Origin of the sequence: Citrobacter freundii complex sp. 2024EL-00216 (assembly GCF_043945515.1) — a bacterium.
Lineage (GTDB): Bacteria > Pseudomonadota > Gammaproteobacteria > Enterobacterales > Enterobacteriaceae > Citrobacter > Citrobacter portucalensis.
The window spans coordinates 1-18,250 of the sequence record NZ_JBIMRA010000022.1 but is presented as its reverse complement, the minus strand read 5'-3'; the positions used below and the strand labels follow the sequence as shown (position 1 = coordinate 18,250).

At 49.9% G+C, this 18,250-nt stretch carries 19 protein-coding genes and 1 riboswitch; of the genes, 11 read left to right on the top strand and 8 right to left on the bottom strand.

Features of this window, described 5'->3' with window-relative positions:
• Positions 1-205 precede the first annotated feature (205 nt).
• From ACHHZ7_RS20855 to yegS, 7 genes are all read left to right on the top strand, one after another.
• Complete coding sequence (locus ACHHZ7_RS20855) at positions 206-721, top strand: lipoprotein (RefSeq protein WP_003834409.1); 516 nt, start codon at positions 206-208, stop codon at positions 719-721.
• A gap of 225 nt (positions 722-946) precedes the next feature.
• Positions 947-1,675, top strand: a complete 729-nt coding sequence (gene artP / locus ACHHZ7_RS20850) for an arginine ABC transporter ATP-binding protein ArtP (protein ID WP_003027295.1) — start codon at positions 947-949, stop codon at positions 1,673-1,675.
• A gap of 16 nt (positions 1,676-1,691) precedes the next feature.
• Positions 1,692-2,423, top strand: coding sequence for an arginine ABC transporter substrate-binding protein ArtI (gene artI / locus ACHHZ7_RS20845; RefSeq protein WP_060683558.1), 732 nt, complete (start codon positions 1,692-1,694; stop codon positions 2,421-2,423).
• Between the two features lie 6 nt (positions 2,424-2,429).
• The gene (artQ, locus tag ACHHZ7_RS20840; protein ID WP_043016913.1) at positions 2,430-3,146 is read left to right on the top strand and encodes an arginine ABC transporter permease ArtQ; all 717 of its coding nucleotides are present in this window, start codon (positions 2,430-2,432) and stop codon (positions 3,144-3,146) included.
• Positions 3,146-3,814 carry an arginine ABC transporter permease ArtM gene (artM, locus tag ACHHZ7_RS20835; RefSeq protein WP_003840185.1) on the top strand — a complete coding sequence of 223 codons (669 nt, stop codon included), beginning with the start codon at positions 3,146-3,148 and terminating at the stop codon, positions 3,812-3,814. Before artQ ends, artM begins: the two co-directional genes overlap by 1 nt.
• A gap of 261 nt (positions 3,815-4,075) precedes the next feature.
• The gene (artJ, locus tag ACHHZ7_RS20830; RefSeq protein WP_003027308.1) at positions 4,076-4,807 is read left to right on the top strand and encodes an arginine ABC transporter substrate-binding protein ArtJ; all 732 of its coding nucleotides are present in this window, start codon (positions 4,076-4,078) and stop codon (positions 4,805-4,807) included.
• A gap of 131 nt (positions 4,808-4,938) precedes the next feature.
• Positions 4,939-5,838 carry a lipid kinase YegS gene (gene yegS / locus ACHHZ7_RS20825; RefSeq protein WP_060683557.1) on the top strand — a complete coding sequence of 300 codons (900 nt, stop codon included), beginning with the start codon at positions 4,939-4,941 and terminating at the stop codon, positions 5,836-5,838.
• Between the two features lie 20 nt (positions 5,839-5,858).
• On the opposite strand, the gene fbaB is transcribed toward yegS, so the two are convergent.
• Positions 5,859-6,911, bottom strand: a complete 1,053-nt coding sequence (gene fbaB / locus ACHHZ7_RS20820) for a class I fructose-bisphosphate aldolase (protein ID WP_060683556.1) — start codon at positions 6,909-6,911, stop codon at positions 5,859-5,861.
• A gap of 252 nt (positions 6,912-7,163) precedes the next feature.
• On the opposite strand from fbaB, the gene ACHHZ7_RS20815 reads away from it, so the two are divergent.
• Genes ACHHZ7_RS20815 through ACHHZ7_RS20805 form a run of 3 tightly spaced genes read left to right on the top strand, consistent with a single transcriptional unit; the run spans position 7,164 to position 10,404 of the window.
• The gene (locus ACHHZ7_RS20815) at positions 7,164-8,441 is read left to right on the top strand and encodes a nucleoside permease (RefSeq protein ID WP_008785233.1); all 1,278 of its coding nucleotides are present in this window, start codon (positions 7,164-7,166) and stop codon (positions 8,439-8,441) included.
• Positions 8,438-9,442, top strand: coding sequence for an ADP-ribosylglycohydrolase family protein (locus ACHHZ7_RS20810; protein ID WP_060683555.1), 1,005 nt, complete (start codon positions 8,438-8,440; stop codon positions 9,440-9,442). Before ACHHZ7_RS20815 ends, ACHHZ7_RS20810 begins: the two co-directional genes overlap by 4 nt.
• Complete coding sequence (locus ACHHZ7_RS20805) at positions 9,439-10,404, top strand: PfkB family carbohydrate kinase (RefSeq protein ID WP_060683554.1); 966 nt, start codon at positions 9,439-9,441, stop codon at positions 10,402-10,404. The genes ACHHZ7_RS20810 and ACHHZ7_RS20805 overlap by 4 nt, the downstream gene beginning before the upstream one ends.
• On the opposite strand, the gene ACHHZ7_RS20800 is transcribed toward ACHHZ7_RS20805, so the two are convergent.
• Genes ACHHZ7_RS20800 through thiM form a run of 3 tightly spaced genes read right to left on the bottom strand, consistent with a single transcriptional unit; the run spans position 10,378 to position 12,752 of the window.
• Entirely contained in the window at positions 10,378-11,124 is a 747-nt protein-coding gene (locus ACHHZ7_RS20800) for a GntR family transcriptional regulator (protein WP_008785236.1), read from the bottom strand. The two genes, ACHHZ7_RS20805 and ACHHZ7_RS20800, sit on opposite strands and share 27 nt — an antisense overlap.
• A 42-nt stretch (positions 11,125-11,166) precedes the next feature.
• Positions 11,167-11,967: a bifunctional hydroxymethylpyrimidine kinase/phosphomethylpyrimidine kinase gene (gene thiD / locus ACHHZ7_RS20795; RefSeq protein ID WP_060683553.1), complete on the bottom strand. Its 801-nt coding sequence runs from the start codon at positions 11,965-11,967 to the stop codon at positions 11,167-11,169.
• A complete protein-coding gene (thiM, locus tag ACHHZ7_RS20790; protein ID WP_060683552.1) occupies positions 11,964-12,752 on the bottom strand; it encodes a hydroxyethylthiazole kinase in 789 nt (262 codons plus the stop codon). The genes thiD and thiM overlap by 4 nt, the downstream gene beginning before the upstream one ends.
• Positions 12,753-12,783: 31 nt before the next feature.
• A riboswitch (TPP riboswitch) is annotated at positions 12,784-12,879 on the bottom strand.
• A gap of 234 nt (positions 12,880-13,113) precedes the next feature.
• On the opposite strand from thiM, the gene ACHHZ7_RS20785 reads away from it, so the two are divergent.
• Positions 13,114-13,446 carry an RcnB family protein gene (locus ACHHZ7_RS20785; RefSeq protein ID WP_003834436.1) on the top strand — a complete coding sequence of 111 codons (333 nt, stop codon included), beginning with the start codon at positions 13,114-13,116 and terminating at the stop codon, positions 13,444-13,446.
• Positions 13,447-13,497: 51 nt separating this feature from the next.
• Here ACHHZ7_RS20785 and ACHHZ7_RS20780 read toward each other — a convergent pair whose 3' ends face one another.
• From ACHHZ7_RS20780 to ACHHZ7_RS20765, 4 genes are all read right to left on the bottom strand, one after another.
• Positions 13,498-14,535: a hypothetical protein gene (locus ACHHZ7_RS20780; protein ID WP_060683551.1), complete on the bottom strand. Its 1,038-nt coding sequence runs from the start codon at positions 14,533-14,535 to the stop codon at positions 13,498-13,500.
• Positions 14,536-14,544: 9 nt separating this feature from the next.
• Complete coding sequence (locus ACHHZ7_RS20775) at positions 14,545-17,025, bottom strand: fimbrial biogenesis outer membrane usher protein (RefSeq protein WP_060683550.1); 2,481 nt, start codon at positions 17,023-17,025, stop codon at positions 14,545-14,547.
• A gap of 12 nt (positions 17,026-17,037) precedes the next feature.
• The gene (locus tag ACHHZ7_RS20770) at positions 17,038-17,721 is read right to left on the bottom strand and encodes a fimbria/pilus periplasmic chaperone (RefSeq protein ID WP_060683549.1); all 684 of its coding nucleotides are present in this window, start codon (positions 17,719-17,721) and stop codon (positions 17,038-17,040) included.
• 419 nt (positions 17,722-18,140) lie between these two features.
• A partial coding sequence (locus ACHHZ7_RS20765; protein WP_019725171.1) for an IS1 family transposase occupies positions 18,141-18,250 on the bottom strand: 110 nt, incomplete at its 5' end.

Below are 18,250 nucleotides of genomic sequence, written 5' to 3'. Positions count from 1 at the left end.
AGAAGCATGAATGGCCGCCAACGCCCCGTTGCAGGTTGATATACTAAAGCTGAAGCTGGCAACGAGCGCCACCAACATGCTTCAGGTCGGGTGTCCGCGAATTTGCTTTAGCAAAAACAATGTGTTAATCGATCATACAATCTTTAGTGAGACCGAATTGTTCATCGTAGAACACAATTAGTAGGAAGCTTATAAGGAAATCATTATGCGCTATTCGAAACTCTCTCTGCTGGTTCCATGTGCACTACTTCTCAGCGCCTGTACGACCGTGACGCCGGTCTATAAAGATAACGGCACGCGTAGTGGTTCATGCATAGAAGGTGGGCCAGACAGCGTGGCTCAACAATTCTATGATTACCGTATTCAGCATCGAAACAATGACATTACCGCCCTCCGTCCGTACCTGAGCGACAATCTGGCTAAACTGCTGACCGATGCCAGCCGTGATAATGCACACCGCGATCTGTTTAACAGCGATCCGTTCTCCAGTCGCGCTACGTTACCAGACAGCGCCAGTGTCGCCAGCGCATCGACTATTCCGAATAGTGATGCACGCAACATTCCACTGCGCGTAGAGCTGAAACAGGGTGACCAAAGCTGGCGTGATGAAGTGCTGATGATCCGTGAAGGTCAGTGCTGGGTCGTTGATGATGTACGCTATCTGGGCGGCAGCGTACACGCGCCAGCCGGGACGCTGCGCCAGTCTGTCGAAAACCGCTAACCGCCCCATTCACCCGCTTAAATCATAACCCCCATAAATTGTCCGGCATTCTGCGTAGAATGCCGACATTTATTCTTGCCCACTGGTGGCCCCGCTATTTTGTGCTATGTTTAGAGAAGAATGCGGTTTGCATTTAACTTTTAACGCATAAATATTGCATAACTATTCTGTCAAAGGTAGTATCTGCGGCTTCAATAGCTATCAGACTGCCAGTATCGAGTGTCAATGAGTATTCAATTAAACGGCATTAACTGCTTCTACGGCGCACATCAGGCGCTGTTCGATATCACGCTGGATTGCCCTCAGGGTGAAACACTGGTGTTACTTGGCCCAAGTGGAGCCGGGAAAAGCTCGCTGCTGCGCGTACTCAACCTGCTTGAGATGCCGCGCTCGGGCACGCTCTCTATTGCAGGCAACCGTTTCGACTTCACGAAGACCCCGTCAGATAAAGCCATTCGGGATCTGCGTCAGAACGTAGGCATGGTCTTTCAACAATATAATCTCTGGCCGCATCTCACGGTTGTGCAGAACCTGATTGAAGCACCCTGCCGCGTACTGGGTCTGACAAAAGAGCAAGCGATGGCGCGCGCCGAGAAACTGCTGGAACGTCTGCGCCTCAAGCCTTACAGCGATCGTTACCCATTACATCTTTCCGGTGGCCAGCAACAGCGTGTAGCCATTGCCCGCGCGTTGATGATGGAGCCGCAGGTGCTGCTGTTTGATGAACCGACCGCCGCGCTTGACCCGGAAATTACCGCCCAAATCGTCAGTATCATTCGCGAACTGGCGGAAACCAACATTACTCAGGTGATCGTCACCCACGAAGTGGAAGTTGCACGTAAAACGGCCAGTCGTGTGGTGTATATGGAAAACGGTCATATCGTCGAGTTTGGGGATGCGAGCTGCTTTGCCAACCCGCAAACCGAAGCGTTTAAAAACTATCTTTCTCACTAAGATTCGGGACAATACAATGAAAAAAGTTCTGATTGCCGCGCTAATCGCAGGTTTTAGTCTTTCCGCTACCGCAGCCCAAACCATTCGTTTCGCCACCGAAGCGTCTTATCCTCCGTTTGAATCTATCGATGCGAATAACAAGATCGTAGGTTTTGACGTTGATCTGGCAAACGCGCTGTGTAAAGAGATTGACGCTACTTGTACCTTCACCAATCAGGCCTTCGACAGCCTGATTCCTAGCCTGAAGTTCCGTCGTTTTGACGCGGTAATGGCCGGTATGGACATCACCCCTGAGCGTGAAAAACAGGTGCTGTTCACCACCCCTTACTACGACAACTCTGCGCTGTTTGTGGGCCAGCAGGGTAAATACACCAGCATCGACCAGCTGAAAGGTAAAAAAGTCGGCGTTCAAAACGGTACCACGCACCAGAAATTCATCATGGATAAACATCCGGAAGTGACCACTGTGCCGTATGACAGCTACCAGAATGCCAAACTCGATCTGCAAAACGGTCGTATTGACGGCGTCTTTGGTGATACCGCAGTAGTAACCGAGTGGCTGAAAGACAATCCTAAGCTTGCCGCGGTTGGTGACAAAGTGACGGATAAAGATTACTTCGGTACAGGTCTGGGCATCGCGGTACGCCAGGGCAATAACGAGCTGCAGCAGAAGTTTAACGCTGCGCTGGAAAAAGTGAAGAAAGATGGGACTTACGAAACCATCTACAACAAATGGTTCCAGAAGTAATATTTGATGAATGAATTTTTTCCTTTAGCAAGCGCCGCCGGGATGACCGTCGGCCTTGCCGTTTGTGCGCTGATCATTGGCCTTGCGCTCGCCATGTTGTTTGCCGTCTGGGAGTCAGTAAAATGGCGCCCGGTGGCATGGGCGGGCTCGGCCCTGGTCACCATCCTGCGCGGTCTGCCAGAAATTCTGGTGGTTCTGTTTATCTATTTCGGCTCCTCACAACTGCTGCTGACGCTGGCCGATGGCTTTACGATCAATCTCGGGTTTGTACAAATCCCGGTTCAGATGCAGATCGAAAACTTCGACGTCAGCCCGTTCCTGTGCGGTGTCATTGCACTGTCATTATTGTACGCCGCTTACGCGTCGCAAACGCTGCGTGGCGCGCTGAAGGCCGTGCCACTCGGACAATGGGAATCAGGTCAGGCGTTGGGTTTGTCTAAAGCCGCGATCTTCTTTCGTCTGGTGATGCCGCAGATGTGGCGTCATGCCTTACCGGGACTGGGTAACCAGTGGCTGGTATTGCTGAAAGATACCGCGCTGGTCAGCCTTATCAGCGTGAACGATCTGATGCTGCAAACGAAGAGTATTGCCACCCGCACCCAGGAGCCGTTTACCTGGTACATTGTGGCGGCCGCTATTTACCTGGTGATTACGCTGGTGAGTCAGTACATTCTCAAACGCATTGACCTGCGCGCGACACGTTTTGAGCGGAGACCAGGCTGATGCTTGAGTATTTACCTGAATTGTTGAAAGGGCTGCATACCAGCCTGACGCTGACGGTCGCCTCCATCGTGGTTGCTCTGGTGCTGGCGCTGATCTTCACCGTCATCCTGACGCTGAAAACGCCGGTGCTGGTGTGGCTGGTTCGCGCTTATATCACGCTGTTTACCGGTACACCGCTGCTGGTGCAAATCTTCCTGATCTACTACGGACCAGGACAGTTTCCGGCATTGCAAGAATATCCGGTACTGTGGCATCTGCTCTCTGAACCCTGGTTATGCGCCTTAATTGCGCTGTCGTTAAACAGTGCGGCCTACACTACGCAACTGTTCTACGGCGCTATCCGTGCAATCCCGGAAGGCCAGTGGCAGTCCTGCGGAGCGTTAGGGATGAGCAAAAAGGATACGCTGGCGATTCTGTTGCCGTACGCCTTTAAACGCGCCCTCTCCTCGTATTCCAACGAAGTGGTGCTGGTATTTAAAAGTACCTCACTGGCTTACACTATCACGCTGATGGAAGTCATGGGCTATAGTCAGCTGCTGTACGGTCGTACTTATGACGTTATGGTCTTCGGTGCGGCAGGTGTGATTTATCTGATCGTCAACGGTTTGCTGACGCTGATGATGCGCTTAATAGAGCGTAAAGCGCTGGCGTTTGAACACCGGAATTAAGCATATGCCTGATGGCGCTACGCTTATCAGGCCTACGGTTCATGCACCTTTTGTAGGCCGGATAAGGTGCTAGCACCGCCATCCGGCAAATATGCATAAAGCAAAATAATAAAGACGGACAACAACCTAAATTGTCCGTCTTTTTTTATACTGTAAAAAATACTTAATCATTTTTATTGCATATAAATTCATAAAATGGCATTGTTACTCCACGCCGCAGACACGGTAATAATCATAAGATTGACAGACGGGAGTTCCACCATGAAAAAGTTAGTACTGGCTGCATTACTTGCTACTTTCGCCGCTGGCGCCTCAGCTGCTGATAAAATTAGTTTCGGTGTATCAGCCACGTATCCGCCATTTGAATCACTGGACGCGAGCAATAAAATTGTCGGTTTTGACATCGACCTGGCAACGGCGCTGTGCAAACAAATGCAGGCAGAATGTACTTTCACCAATCACGCTTTCGACAGCCTGATCCCCGCGCTGAAATTCAAGAAATATGATGCGGTAATTTCCGGAATGGATATCACACCTGAGCGTAGCAAGCAGGTTGCATTTACTCAGCCTTACTATGCCAACTCCGCACTGGTGATTGCGAAAAAAGACACCTATAAAACCTTTGCCGACCTGAAAGGTAAGCGCATCGGTATGGAAAACGGCACCACCCATCAGAAATACCTGCAGGACAAACATCCTGAGGTGAAAACCGTGGCCTACGATAGCTATCAGAATGCGATTATCGACCTGAAAAATGGCCGTATTGATGGCGTATTTGGCGATACCGCTGTGGTTAACGAATGGCTGAAAACCAACCCGCAGTTAGGCGTAGCCACTGACAAAGTAACCGATCCGCAATACTTCGGTACTGGCCTTGGCATCGCGGTTCGCCCGGATAACAAAGCCCTGCTGGAAAAACTGAACAGCGCGCTGGCGGCAATCAAAGCTGACGGCACGTACCAGAAAATCAGCGACCAGTGGTTCCCGCAGTAACGTCTGCCCAATCTGAAAAGCCGCGCTCTGCGGCTTTTTTTATCTCTTCGCCTGCGCTTTCAGTCAGTTCTTACGCCATAAACGCTTTCCTGGCATACACTTGTTAAAACGAAAAAAAGTGAGGCAAACGGATGATAGCGTTCCCTGCCAGTTTACTGATCCTCAATGGAAAAAGTGCTGATAATCTCCCCCTGCGTGATGCCATTGCGAAGCTTCGCGATGAAGGCGTGGAAATCCATGTTCGCGTGACCTGGGAAAAAGGCGATGCCCAACGCTACGTTGATGAAGCTCGTCAGCTAGGCGTTGCTACGGTGATAGCCGGCGGCGGTGACGGCACCATCAACGAAGTTTCGACAGCGCTGATTCAGTCGCAGGGTGGCAATATTCCAGCGCTGGGTATTTTACCGTTGGGAACGGCGAATGACTTTGCCACCAGCGTTGGTATACCCGACGACCTTGATAAGGCGTTAAAGCTGGCTATCGCTGCAAATGCGACTGCGATCGATATGGTACAGGTCAACGATAAAACCTGTTTTATCAACATGGCGACCGGCGGGTTTGGCACTCGCATCACCACCGAAACGCCGGAAAAACTCAAGGCCGCACTGGGCGGTGTATCGTATTTTATTCACGGATTAATGCGCATGGATACGCTCAAGCCCGACATCTGTGACATTCGCGGGGAGGATTTTCACTGGCAGGGTAAGGCGCTGGTGATTGGTATCGGTAACGGTCGCCAGGCCGGTGGTGGGCAACAGCTTTGCCCGACGGCGCTGATCAACGACGGCCTGCTGCAACTGCGCATTTTTACCGGCGAGGAACTACTGCCAGGACTGCTTTCGGCGTTAACGCAATCCGAAGACAACCCTAACATTATCGAGGGCGCATCATCGTGGTTTGATATCCGCGCCCCGCATGAAATTACCTTTAATCTCGATGGCGAACCGCTCAGCGGACAAGAGTTTCATATTGAAATCTTGCCCGCGGCGTTACGTTGCCGACTGCCGCCGGGTTGTCCGCTATTGCGCTAACCCAACGACAATCCGAAGGATCAGGCAATAGTGACTTTGCTGTCCAGATAAACGTCCTGTACGGCGTTAATCAGCTTAACGCCGTCGGCCATGGTTTTCTTGAATGCCTTGCGCCCAAGAATCAGCCCCATACCGCCCGCACGTTTGTTAATCACCGCAGTACGTACCGCATCGCTCAGATCGGTTTCGCCGCCAGCCGCACCGCCAGAGTTAATTAACCCGGCGCGCCCCATATAACAGTTCGCCAGTTGGTAACGCACCAGGTCAATTGGATTCTCGCTGGTCAACTTGGTATAGACGCGGTCGTCGGTGTAGCCAAAATTAACAGCTTTATACCCGCCGTTATTTTCCGCCATTTTCTGCTTAACGATATCCGCTCCGATAGTGGCAGCCAGATGGTTAGCCTGCCCGGTAAGATCGGCGGAAACATGGTAATCCACACCATCTTTTTTAAACGCGGAGTTACGCAGATACGCCCACAGCACGGTAACCATACCCAACTCATGGGCGCGCTCAAACGCTGCTGAAATCTCTTCAATCTGGCGGCGAGATTCCTCAGAACCGAAATAGATGGTTGCCCCTACCGCAACCGCACCCATATTGAACGCCTGCTCTACGCTGGCATACAGCGTCTGGTCAAAGGTATTCGGATAGCTGAGCGTTTCGTTGTGGTTAATTTTAACGAGGAACGGGATACGGTGCGCGTAGCGGCGGGAGACAGAAGCCAGCACACCGTAAGTCGATGCCACGCAGTTGCACCCTGCTTCGATAGCCAACTCCACAATATTCTTCGGATCAAAGTACAGCGGGTTAGCGGCAAACGAAGCCCCAGCAGAATGCTCTACCCCCTGATCCACCGGTAGGATCGACAGATACCCTGTCCCCGCAAGTCGCCCCGTGTTATACAGCGTCTGCATATTACGCAGCACGGCAGGCGGACGATTGTTATCCACCATTACGCGATCGACGTAATCATGTCCAGGCAGGTAAAGTTGGTCAGAAGGAATGGTCATACAACGATGCTGTAAAAGGCTGTCGGCATCTTTGCCAAGCAACTGCGCAATATCAGTCATAGCTATGCTCCCGTAAGTTCCGGTTTAAAACCGGAATATGGATTGTCCTGACCCGCCTTTTTGCGGGCAGCATTAAGCCTGGTACCGACTGCGCTTTTTTTCCATCTTTAGCGCACTTTTCAGCAACTTCTGCTGGCTCGATTCAGGAAAAAATAATGTTAAGACGGTCAAAGTTTAATCTCAAAGGTATTTTAAAGGTATTATTGAATGGTACTATCAGCGCGTACCTTACCTGTCATGAAGGATTTAAAGATGAAAACTACAGTTAAGCTGTCGTTCATGATGTTTGTAGAGTGGTTTATCTGGGGCGCCTGGTTTGTACCGCTGTGGCTTTGGCTGAGTAAAAGTGGCTTTAGTGCCGGAGAGATCGGCTGGTCCTACGCCTGCACAGCCATTGCGGCGATCCTGTCGCCCATTCTGGTCGGTTCAATCACTGACCGCTTTTTCTCCGCGCAAAAAGTGCTGGCGGTGTTGATGTTCGTCGGCGCTATTCTGATGTACTTCGCCGCCCAGCAAACCACCTTTAGCGGATTCTTCCCTCTGTTACTGGCCTATTCGTTGACCTATATGCCGACGATTGCGCTGACCAACAGTATTGCTTTTGCCAACGTACCGGATGTTGAACGTGATTTCCCGCGCATCCGCGTGATGGGGACCATTGGCTGGATTGCCTCCGGTTTGGCCTGCGGTTTCTTACCGCAAATGCTTGGCTATAACGACATCTCACCCACCAATATTCCCCTGCTTATCACTGCCGGAAGCTCCGCATTATTAGGCGTTTTTGCCTTCTTTTTACCGGATACGCCGCCAAAAAGTACCGGCAAAATGGATTTCAAAGTTATGCTGGGTCTGGATGCGCTGATCCTGCTGCGCGATAAGAACTTCCTCGTCTTCTTCTTTTGCTCTTTCCTGTTTGCGATGCCACTGGCGTTCTATTACATCTTTGCCAACGGTTACCTGACAGAAGTCGGTATGAAAAACGCCACCGGCTGGATGACACTGGGCCAATTCTCTGAAATCTTCTTCATGCTGGCGCTACCGTTTTTCACCAAACGCTTTGGCATTAAAAAGGTATTGTTGCTTGGTCTTATTACTGCGGCGATCCGCTACGGATTTTTCGTTTACGGCGGTGCGGAAGAATATTTCACTTACGCCCTGCTGTTTCTCGGCATTCTGCTGCACGGCGTCAGTTACGACTTCTATTACGTCACGGCTTACATCTATGTCGATAAAAAAGCGCCGGTCCACATGCGCACCGCAGCTCAAGGGCTTATCACCCTCTGCTGTCAGGGGTTCGGCAGCCTGCTCGGTTACCGTCTGGGCGGCGTGATGATGGAAAAAATGTTTGCTTATCAGGAACCGGTTAATGGTCTCACCTTTAACTGGGCTGGCATGTGGGGATTTGGCGCGGTCATGATTGCCGTCATTGCCGTGATGTTTATGATTTTCTTTCGCGAATCAGACAAAGAAATCACCGCCATTAAGGTGGACGATCGCGATGTAGCGTTGAAACAAGGGGAAGTAAAATGAAAGCAGAACGTATTCTCGGTGCTCTTTATGGGCAGGCGTTAGGGGATGCGATGGGCATGCCGTCGGAACTGTGGCCAAGAACCCGGGTTAAAGCACACTTCGGTTGGATCGACCGTTTTTTGCCCGGCCCTGCGGAAAATAATGCCGCCTGCTATTTTAACCAGGCGGAGTTCACTGATGACACGTCCATGGCACTGTGTCTGGCAGATGCCCTGCTTGAGTGCGACGGCGAAATTGTGCCAGACGTTATTGGTCGCAATATTCTGGCCTGGGCCGAGCAGTTTGATGCTTTTAATAAAAACGTGCTCGGCCCGACCTCAAAAATTGCGTTGAACGCTATTCGTGACGGTAAACCAGTCGCCGAACTGGAAAACAACGGCGTGACCAATGGCGCGGCAATGCGCGTTTCCCCGCTGGGATGCCTGCTGCCCGCCCGCGATCTTGATGCCTTTATCGATGATGTGGCACTGGCCTCCAGCCCAACGCATAAATCGGATCTGGCTATCGCGGGAGCCGTTGTCGTCGCGTGGGCGGTATCGCGCGCCATCGACGGAGGAAAATGGTCAGAGATTGTCGACGCGCTACCTGCCATTGCCCTGCATGCGCAGCAAAAACGAATCACCACCTTTAGCGCATCGCTTTGTGCACGCCTTGAACTGGCGCTGAAAATCGTCCGTAACGCCGATGGCGTCGAGTCCGCCAGCGAGCAGTTGTATCAGGTTGTGGGGGCAGGAACCAGCACCATTGAGTCCGTTCCTTGCGCTATCGCCATGGTTGAGCTGGCACAGACCGATCCTAACCGCTGCGCCATTTTGTGCGCTAACCTTGGCGGCGATACCGACACCATCGGGGCGATGGCAACCGCCATTTGTGGTGCATTACACGGCGTGAGCGCGATCAACCCGGCATTGAAGCAGGAATTGGACGCGGTGAATCAGCTGGACTTTACCCACTACGCCAACGGGTTAATGCGACTGCGCGAGCAGCGGGAGGCGCTATGAGCAACACGCATCTGCAACAACTTCTCTCGCAGTTACGTACACAGCGGCCAGTAACGGTGGTGGGTGCGGCGGTGATTGATGTCATTGCCGATGCATATGCCCTCCCCTGGCGCGGCTGTGACATCGAGCTCAAGCAGCAAGGTGTTAACGTTGGCGGCTGCGCACTCAATATCGCCGTCACGCTTAAGCGTTTAGGTATCGATGCCTGCAATGCTCTACCACTGGGTCAGGGAGTGTGGGCCGACATTATCCGCAACCGGATGACAAAAGAGGGACTGCACAGCCGGATCGACAATGCCGAAGGCGATAACGGCTGGTGTCTGGCGCTGGTGGAGCCGGATGGCGAGCGTACCTTTATGTCTTTTAGCGGCGTTGAGAATCAGTGGAATGCCGCCTGGCTGGCACAGCTGGATATCCCGCGTCATAGCCTGGTGTATCTTTCGGGTTATCAGCTAGCGTCCCCGTGCGGTGAATTGCTGGTGCAGTGGCTGGAAGGTCTGGAAGAGGTGACACCATTTATCGATTTTGGCCCGCGCATCGGCGACATTCCCGAGCCCTTACTGGCAAGAATTATGGCCTGTCGTCCGCTGGTTTCCCTCAATCGCCAAGAGGCGGAAATTGCTGCCGAGCGGTTTGCATTAAGTCAGGATGTGGAAGGTTTTGGCGCAGAATGGGTGCAGCGTTTCACCGCACCGGTGGTCGTGCGTCACGATAAAGACGGCGCATGGTATTTCAGCGCACAGACATCCGGCTGCGTACCGGCATTTGCAACGGCGGTCGTTGATACTATCGGCGCAGGTGACAGCCACGCTGGCGGCATGCTGGCTGGGCTGGCGTCTGGCTGGACGCTGGCCGACTCAGTGCTGTTAGGTAACGCGGTGGCGTCCTGGGTAGTTGGACATCGCGGCGGCGATTGCGCCCCGTCACGCGAGGAGCTACTCCTCGCACACAAAAACGTATAGATCGCTACGACAGTAACTGATGCTGTATTCAATAGGCCGTTGCTGCTGGTCAAGCGCTACCTGCTTGATCACCAGTACCGGCACTTTGCTATCCATTTGAATGTGCGCCTGGAACTCTGCGTCAGGCATTCTGGCGCTAACACGTGAGCGCGTGCGCTGCGGGAAAATATGCTGGCTACGAAAATAGTCATACAGCGAAACACCGATGGCATCCACGTCATGAATTAGATGTGCGGGTACCCAGGACTCTTCAATAGAGACTGCGTCTTCGTCAACGTAACGAATGCGTTTGAGCAGGAAGACATCACTCCCTGCGACAACAGCCAACTGCTGTGCCACCTCTTCCGGGCAAGGCACAATTCTTTTGTTAACCCACAACGTATCCGGTTTTTTACCGCGCAACACCACCTGCTGAGAAAAACCGCGCGCTTCTTTAAGCGAATACTCGAAGATATTGTTAATTTGCGTTCCGTAACCGCGGGCACGTGTTACTACACCTTCTTCTTCCAGAGCCTGCATCGCCTTGCGTACCGTAATCCGAGAAACGCCGGTCAACTGGCTGAGGTCGCGCTCGCCGGGCAGGATATTGCCGTGCTCCAGGATCCCACTGCGCACAGCATTCTTCACCGTCTGCGCAAATTTCATATACAGCGGCGTGTTATCCGCCGCTGAAATACGTTCATTCAGTTGTGCGATAAGCTGGGTATGCGCTTGTTCCATTTATCTTTTTCCTGGCCGCCGTTTCTGCAGCCAGTATACCCATTACCACCACGCGTGGAAATGATGCACCGGACCAATTCCCTCGCCAACTTCTAGCGTGTCGGCCTGTGCCAGCGCCGCTGAAAGCCACAGTTTGGCTTCCTGTACGGTATCGGCCCAGTTGTTATGGCGCGGACGCAGGGCTGCCAACGCCGCCGATAGCGTACAACCGGTGCCATGGGTATTTTTGGTCATCACCCTTGGTGCGGTAAAACGCTGCTCACCATCACGCGTAAAGAGCCAGTCGGGGCTTTGTGCATCATCCAGATGACCGCCCTTCATCAACACTGCCTCGCAGCCCAGCGCCCGTAGCGCCCTTCCCTGCTCTAACATCTCCTGCTCAGTTTGCGCATGCGATGCCCCGAGCAGTGCAGCAGCTTCGGGTAAATTAGGGGTGATAATCGAAACCTGCGGCAGCAAACAGGTACGCAACGTTTCTACCGCCGAGGGCGACAGCAACGGATCGCCGCTTTTCGCCAACATCACCGTGTCCAGCACCACATTTTGTACCCGATGGCGACGTAAACGTTCGGCAACAGCTTCGACAATGTCCGTCTCAGCCAACATACCGATTTTAGTCGTATCAATACGCACATCATTGAACACAGAATCCAACTGCGCGGCGACAAAATCAGGTTCAATGCGATACACCGACTGCACCCCACGCGTATTTTGCGCCACTAACGCCGTGATAACGGAACAGCCGTAAGCGCCCAGCGCCGAGAAGGTTTTTAAATCAGCCTGAATACCCGCACCACCGCTTGGGTCGGTTCCGGCGATCGTTAATGCGTTAATCCGTTTCATGCTTGCTCCTGGGCGTTCAGATTATAGAGGGCGTCGAGAAATGCCGGGACAAAGCTGCCCGGTCCGTTTGATTGTTGTGTGGCTATTTGCCCGGCCTGTTTCATCCAGCTACAGGCGGAGGCGACGTTATCAAGTCGGTCACCACGTAAAGCGCAACTGGCCGCAACAACCGCTGATAGCGCGCATCCGGTGCCCACCACGCGAGTCATCAACGGGTCACCACCGTCCACGCAAACGGTACGCTGACCATCGGTGACGTAATCCACTTCGCCGGTAACCACGACAATGGTCCCAATCTGACGAGCCAGCGCCTGCGCTGAGGAAAGCGCAGCGGCTGGCGTATCAGTCGTGTCGACGCCGCGGCCCCCGCTGTTCATACCCGCCAGAGCAAGTATTTCCGAAGCGTTGCCACGAATAGCGGCAGGCTGTAGTGACAATAATTCCAGGCAGAAGCGGCGGCGAAACGCAAGCGCGCCTACGGCAACGGGATCGAGCGTCCACGGGGTTTTAGCATGATGAGCCTGCTTAACTGCGGCACGCATCGCCGTGGCCCGTTCCCGAGTTAAGGTGCCGACATTAACCAGCAATGCACTGGCAATAGCGGTGAATTGGCTGGTTTCCTCAGGCTCGATCACCATCGCAGGCGATGCGCCCAGCGCCAGTAACGTATTGGCAGTAAAGCTTTGCACGACCTCATTGGTCATACAGTGTGTGAGCGGGGATAAGGCTCTAAATTGGTGCAAAGTGTGAGCCGCGAGCGCGCGGCTGTGCAGGTCAGGCTGCATGGTTCAGCTCCTGCCCGCGCGAAGAAGGGACACGAGCAGTGTCAGACTTCCCTACGCTGGCATTATCCAGATCAGGTGGTACGGGTATTTCTCAGCCTTCACCAGAAGGGCACCCCGAGTCGTTGAAACACAAACGTAATACGCTGGTTTCAGTAACAGGATACTGCCTGTGCTTAACGATGTAAATTGGCGCACTCCCCACTCCCGCAGTGAAACTACTGGTCAAGGTTGCTGCAATTCTGTACTTTCATTTACACTTTTTACGAAATGACTGGAGTGATCACAAAATAGTGCTTGTCAGGCATCCGGTATGCCAGGAATGATACATGACTGATTTTGATGACCCGAAGAGGTAGAGAGGATGGGTATGAAGAATAAAATGTTGCTGGGTGCACTTCTGCTTGCAAGCAGCGTCGTCTGGGCCGCACCAGCTGCAACAGCAGCCCCCACCGGTATCGATAAGTATGAACTGAGCAGCTTTATTGCTGACTTCACCCATTTCAAACCCGGTGACAAGGTTCCACCACTGTATCTCACCGAAGAATACACCATTAAACAGTGGAATCTGCGCAACCTGCCCGCGCCGACGGCAGGCACCCACTGGACCTACATGGGCGGCGCGTATGTACTGGTCAATGATGCCGATGCTAAGATCATTAAAGCCTACGACGGCGAGATTTTTTATCACCGGTGAAAAAATACGCACTCGCTCTGATGAGGGAGTGCGTAAAATACCATACCATTATTAATCATAATCGATAACAATTTTTACACGGCTCAATACCTGCCCGGCTTTAAATATCTTATCTCCATAAGGAGTATATTTATATTTCAGCGGTATAATCGTATTTCTGGCCACGTTTTCTTTTAAATCTCCCCATGCTATCAGATCATAACGATTATTGCTTAAATTAACTACAGAACCATTTTTTATTAACTCAAAGCCAATATTTCCCGCGCTATCACTATTCGTATATTCATTAGGCAAAACATTACCTACAGCATTATCAGAAACGAATCTGTAATGAACAGATCTTGTGGCATAGGCCACAGCTTGGTCACAATCAATTTTCACTTCGGCATCAGCATCATATGAAAGATTATTCTTCACATCACTATAATTTACAGTATTAACTCTAACTGCAGTATCAGTAAAAGAACAAGTCGTAGGTGTATAATTAAACTTTACTTTGATTTTTTGTGCTAAATAATGCTTGGAATCAGTACGGTCCTCCGTAAAAACAATATAATCATCAAGGAGCGTTGAATTATTTAATTTTATTGCTGTAGCGCCTCCCGGATCTTGATTGATTAATTTATAATCTAACCTGTAGCTTCCTTTCGAATTGATTTCACCACCATTGAAATTAAAATACTCATACTGACTCCATGTCCCCGCAATTCGAGAAAGTGGAAAGACAGGGGAATTTTGCACTATAATTCTCACGGCAACATATATATAACTACTTATATCTTCTGACTCTATCCGATAGTACATGATATGATTATAAAGAGGTGTAGCAGTGAGTTCGTAACTATTATTATTTGCATTCGAAAATTGACAGTGAAATTTTTTTGAAGCAGTAAAATTAAAATTTTGAGCAATAGTTTGCTGAAATAAATTTAACTGCGACTCATTTAAATTTATTTCTACATCTTCACCTACGGCCACCCCATTCGAAGTTTTTGTCGCAGTACCTAAAATAGAAAAATCGTCATCATAACACATAGAAAAACTTGGGAATGACACAACCATAATAAATAAAAAACATATAAATCTCATACATCCTCCTTACCGGCAAATATAAACTTTACTTTCATCAATCGTTTTACCGAAGGAGATTGAGCATGAAAGTCCCTGTTGTTTATCTACTGCGATTTTAATTTCCGGCGGCACGCTGTCGGTACGAATAAAGAGCTGGCTGCCCTGACCGACCAGACCAATATTATTCCCTTGGTTATCTTCCACCTCATAACCAAAAGTTAACGGCGAACCATCCGGGCGCTGGGCGCGAATAAACCAAGGCTGCCGTTGGTCGGTATCGAATTTCACCAGCACCACAGCGCCGCGATAAGGCGCGGCACTGTGTCGGTTACCCAATAGCTCGGTTTTACTGTCGGTATTAGAAACGTCCAACGTCAGGCTATTTTCCCGGTACGGGGTCAACATATCATATAACACTACACCGCTGTGGTTAGTGGTGCGGTAACGTTGCCCGTTGACGTAGGCGCCTTCCAGTCCCGGCGCCTGCATTACTGCAAAAGTATCGGAAAGGCGGTTCGCAAGATTCACCCCGCCGGACCAGGCCACTATCCCACCCGAAATATTACCACCCGCCTGCCGGTATTTATTAGACTGGCTATAGCTACCGCTTAGTTTAGCAATCGGTGCGTTCCAGGTTAAGTTAGCACCTGCCGTCGTTTCGCTGTCCTGCCGCTGATGACTCAGGTTAACGCCATAGTTAAACTGGTCGCGATCGCCCATCGTCCCGGAAAGTCCGGTATTGTTTGAGGAAAACCCATCGTTATTAAAGGTCGTTGAGTTAGATAAATATACCTGGCGGCGTCTTGAGGTAATATCATCCCCCCAGTCAAACGGAACAGAAATTAAAAGGTTAAAACGCTTATCCTCGCGATGATCCTCGTCATAGGTCTGGCTGGCCGAAAAGGTATAGCTAATACGTTGCCAGTTATTGGTATAACTCAACTGATAATCTTTACTCGTGCCACTACGCTCCCAGTAATCGCGCCACAATATACTTAGTGATAAGGAACCATAGCCCGCCGGTAAAGTTTGGCTCACATTGGCGGAAAAACTGTTTTTGCGACCAAAATCATACTGGTAGTAATCCGAAATGTCATACACATCATTGTCATCATTGCGGTAATTATTCTTATTATTCGCCCAGACGTGATCGTTAAAGGTGCGATAGTCCCGTGATGAATAACGGTAAGCTGCCAGACCAAAACGCGTTGCCGTCTGCGTCAGATATTTGTTATAGGCAATTTGATAGCTTTGCCCATCAAATACATCGCCATTATCCTGTTTACTGTGTGAACGCGTCGCATCCACGGAGATTGCGCCAATTCGGGTATTCCAGCCAGTTCCTAACGTGAACGAATTATAGTTATCAGCGAGCATCGTACCGCCATATAACGTTAATAGGTTACTCCACCCATATTGATAGCTCATCTGCGCAAAGTCGGTCTGATTACTCGCCCCTTCGATATGGCTACGTCCAGCGGCAAAATCATATTTTGAGACGCCCGGTTGCAACATGTTAGGTACCGCTGCATATGGCACCAGATAGGTGGTGACCGATCCATCAGCTTCTTTGATGCTAACATCAAGATCTGCACCTCCCCCTGCTAACTGCAAATCCGCGATAGAAAACGGGCCTGGTGGTACTTCTTTCTGATACACCACAAAACCGTTCTGCTCAATAGTAACCAGCGCATTGCTTTGCGCAATCCCCTGTACCACCGGGGTAAAGCTTTGTTTTGAGTTGGGTAACATCTGCATATCGCGGTATAAACGCACCCCACGAAAGCGTACTGAGTCAAAAATATCAGATGAGGTGTACATATCCCCGGCGCGTAACGTGCCGAGAATTTGTGGAATACCATACTCCAGATAAAGGGTGTTACTTTTCCATTCCCCGCTGCTGTCATCCGTTTTGTTGTAGCTGGCATCGGAATGCAACTGCCAGCCCAGCAGGTTTAATCCACTGGTAAAGCGCGCATAGGTACTTTTGCTGTTACCAGAATTCTTATAGTCGCTATTATACTGGCTGAGATAATAGGAGGTATAAAGGGCATTGATACCGCGATCCCAGCTTTCCGGCGGCACATAGCCATTTTCCAGCTCGTCAATGTAGGCCTGGGGTACGCTAAGATCTAACTGAAATTTTCCTATGTTCCAGCGATAGCTCCCGCCCTGCACCGCTTGCTCAAGAGAAAGGCAGTTTTTGGTTTTATCAAGCTTATCGGTATTAATCCCTAAACGCGTGATGGTGTCGCGAGGCAGGCAGGTTTCAGCAGCCGTATCTTTAACTGTAATCTCATATTTGCCGCGCCACTGTTTATTAACGTATATATCCACGTCATATTGACCAGGTAAAGGATGATTATCATCAACGCGTAAAGCAGAAACTTTTTCGCCCTTCATCCCGCCCATCATAAAGTGTGTATCAAAAGTTTCTTCTGCCGACAGGGCAAAAAAAGGCAACAAAGACAATAATATTGCAGAAGCAAGTGGGGTCATCCTTAACATAATCAGCTCCCGTTATCTCAGGCTGACGTTATCACTTATATAATTACCATGATCATCAATAATAGTTAATTTATACTGACTGGCATTACTATTTTTCACCGTAAAAGATTCGCTAGATAATGGCGCAACCATCACCGAGTCATTATTTATCTTGATACTGCCAGATTTAATTTCTGTGACCGTTATCCAGTTAGCACTGCTATTTTTTATAGAAAAACTTCCTCCACTATGGTTTAACGATAATTTTTTAAAAATTTCTTTATTAACTGGCGCAATACCTGCAGGACGATAAAAGAGCTTAATCCGGTTCTGCATGGCAAATTTAAGTACATTTTTACCATCATATGCCGGATTATTCGGTGGGATATCCAACACATTGAGATAAAACAGACTCTCTTTATTATTTGGTAGCATATTAGGCATTTTCTTAATTTTAAGCTGCTGCCCTGAATTTCCCGGTACCTTAGCTACTGGAGGCGTCAGCAAAAAAGGCACCTGAATCTTCTCGGGTGGCAGTGTTGTATTACCATCATCAATCCAGGCCTGTATCAGAGAAGCGCTTTTTTCCTGGTTCATCAACTGTATAACTATTTCATTTTTTTCTGCAGGGTAAATTACTCTTGTGCCATAAATCACTATCCCTGCTTGAGCCGGTGTCATAAGTGATAATGTAATTACCGCGCCTAATATTTTCATTTTTATTCCCTTTTTATACCGGCAACCAAGGTTGCCGGTATAACACTATTCCTGAACAACAATCAGTTTTACATTTGCTTTTATTTCACCTGTACCAACGGGAGCACCTGCAGCACCTATAGCCTTTGCATAACGAGCCGAAAGTCGAAGCCCGTATTGAGTATTACCCTCAGTTGATACACCCAACCGTTCAAGATCCGAAAGCTTAAACTCATCCCGACCATCTTTTGTAATTAAAACATTCTTGTGAAATAATTTAAAACCGACCTCTGTAGGACCTGTGCCTTTATTTTCAATAACACTATTATAATCAAAAGCACTACCATCAACTTTTATTTTGACATCATCGCTACTATTACACTCAAGAATTAAATTCTTATCTGCTTCATTTTCACCATAGCCCGGGTAATGACTCCAACTTATTGATAGTGTTTTATGTTCAGATAATGCCCGATGACTTTGTCATGCAGCTCCACCGATTTTGAGAACGACAGCGACTTCCGTCCCAGCCGTGCCAGGTGCTGCCTCA

Excerpts from the sequence above, each read along its gene's own strand:
- ACHHZ7_RS20815 (WP_008785233.1), top strand. The coding sequence starts at position 7,164 with ATGAAAACTACAGTTAAGCTGTCGTTCATGATGTTTGTAGAGTGGTTT.
- fbaB (WP_060683556.1), bottom strand. The coding sequence starts at position 6,911 with ATGACTGATATTGCGCAGTTGCTTGGCAAAGATGCCGACAGCCTTTTA.
- yegS (WP_060683557.1), top strand. The coding sequence starts at position 4,939 with ATGATAGCGTTCCCTGCCAGTTTACTGATCCTCAATGGAAAAAGTGCT.
- ACHHZ7_RS20785 (WP_003834436.1), top strand. The coding sequence starts at position 13,114 with ATGGGTATGAAGAATAAAATGTTGCTGGGTGCACTTCTGCTTGCAAGC.
- ACHHZ7_RS20775 (WP_060683550.1), bottom strand. The coding sequence starts at position 17,025 with ATGTTAAGGATGACCCCACTTGCTTCTGCAATATTATTGTCTTTGTTG.
- ACHHZ7_RS20855 (WP_003834409.1), top strand. The coding sequence starts at position 206 with ATGCGCTATTCGAAACTCTCTCTGCTGGTTCCATGTGCACTACTTCTC.
- artP (WP_003027295.1), top strand. The coding sequence starts at position 947 with ATGAGTATTCAATTAAACGGCATTAACTGCTTCTACGGCGCACATCAG.
- artJ (WP_003027308.1), top strand. The coding sequence starts at position 4,076 with ATGAAAAAGTTAGTACTGGCTGCATTACTTGCTACTTTCGCCGCTGGC.
- ACHHZ7_RS20780 (WP_060683551.1), bottom strand. The coding sequence starts at position 14,535 with ATGAGATTTATATGTTTTTTATTTATTATGGTTGTGTCATTCCCAAGT.
- thiD (WP_060683553.1), bottom strand. The coding sequence starts at position 11,967 with ATGAAACGGATTAACGCATTAACGATCGCCGGAACCGACCCAAGCGGT.
- artM (WP_003840185.1), top strand. The coding sequence starts at position 3,146 with ATGCTTGAGTATTTACCTGAATTGTTGAAAGGGCTGCATACCAGCCTG.
- thiM (WP_060683552.1), bottom strand. The coding sequence starts at position 12,752 with ATGCAGCCTGACCTGCACAGCCGCGCGCTCGCGGCTCACACTTTGCAC.
- ACHHZ7_RS20770 (WP_060683549.1), bottom strand. The coding sequence starts at position 17,721 with ATGAAAATATTAGGCGCGGTAATTACATTATCACTTATGACACCGGCT.
- ACHHZ7_RS20805 (WP_060683554.1), top strand. The coding sequence starts at position 9,439 with ATGAGCAACACGCATCTGCAACAACTTCTCTCGCAGTTACGTACACAG.
- artQ (WP_043016913.1), top strand. The coding sequence starts at position 2,430 with ATGAATGAATTTTTTCCTTTAGCAAGCGCCGCCGGGATGACCGTCGGC.
- ACHHZ7_RS20810 (WP_060683555.1), top strand. The coding sequence starts at position 8,438 with ATGAAAGCAGAACGTATTCTCGGTGCTCTTTATGGGCAGGCGTTAGGG.
- ACHHZ7_RS20800 (WP_008785236.1), bottom strand. The coding sequence starts at position 11,124 with ATGGAACAAGCGCATACCCAGCTTATCGCACAACTGAATGAACGTATT.
- artI (WP_060683558.1), top strand. The coding sequence starts at position 1,692 with ATGAAAAAAGTTCTGATTGCCGCGCTAATCGCAGGTTTTAGTCTTTCC.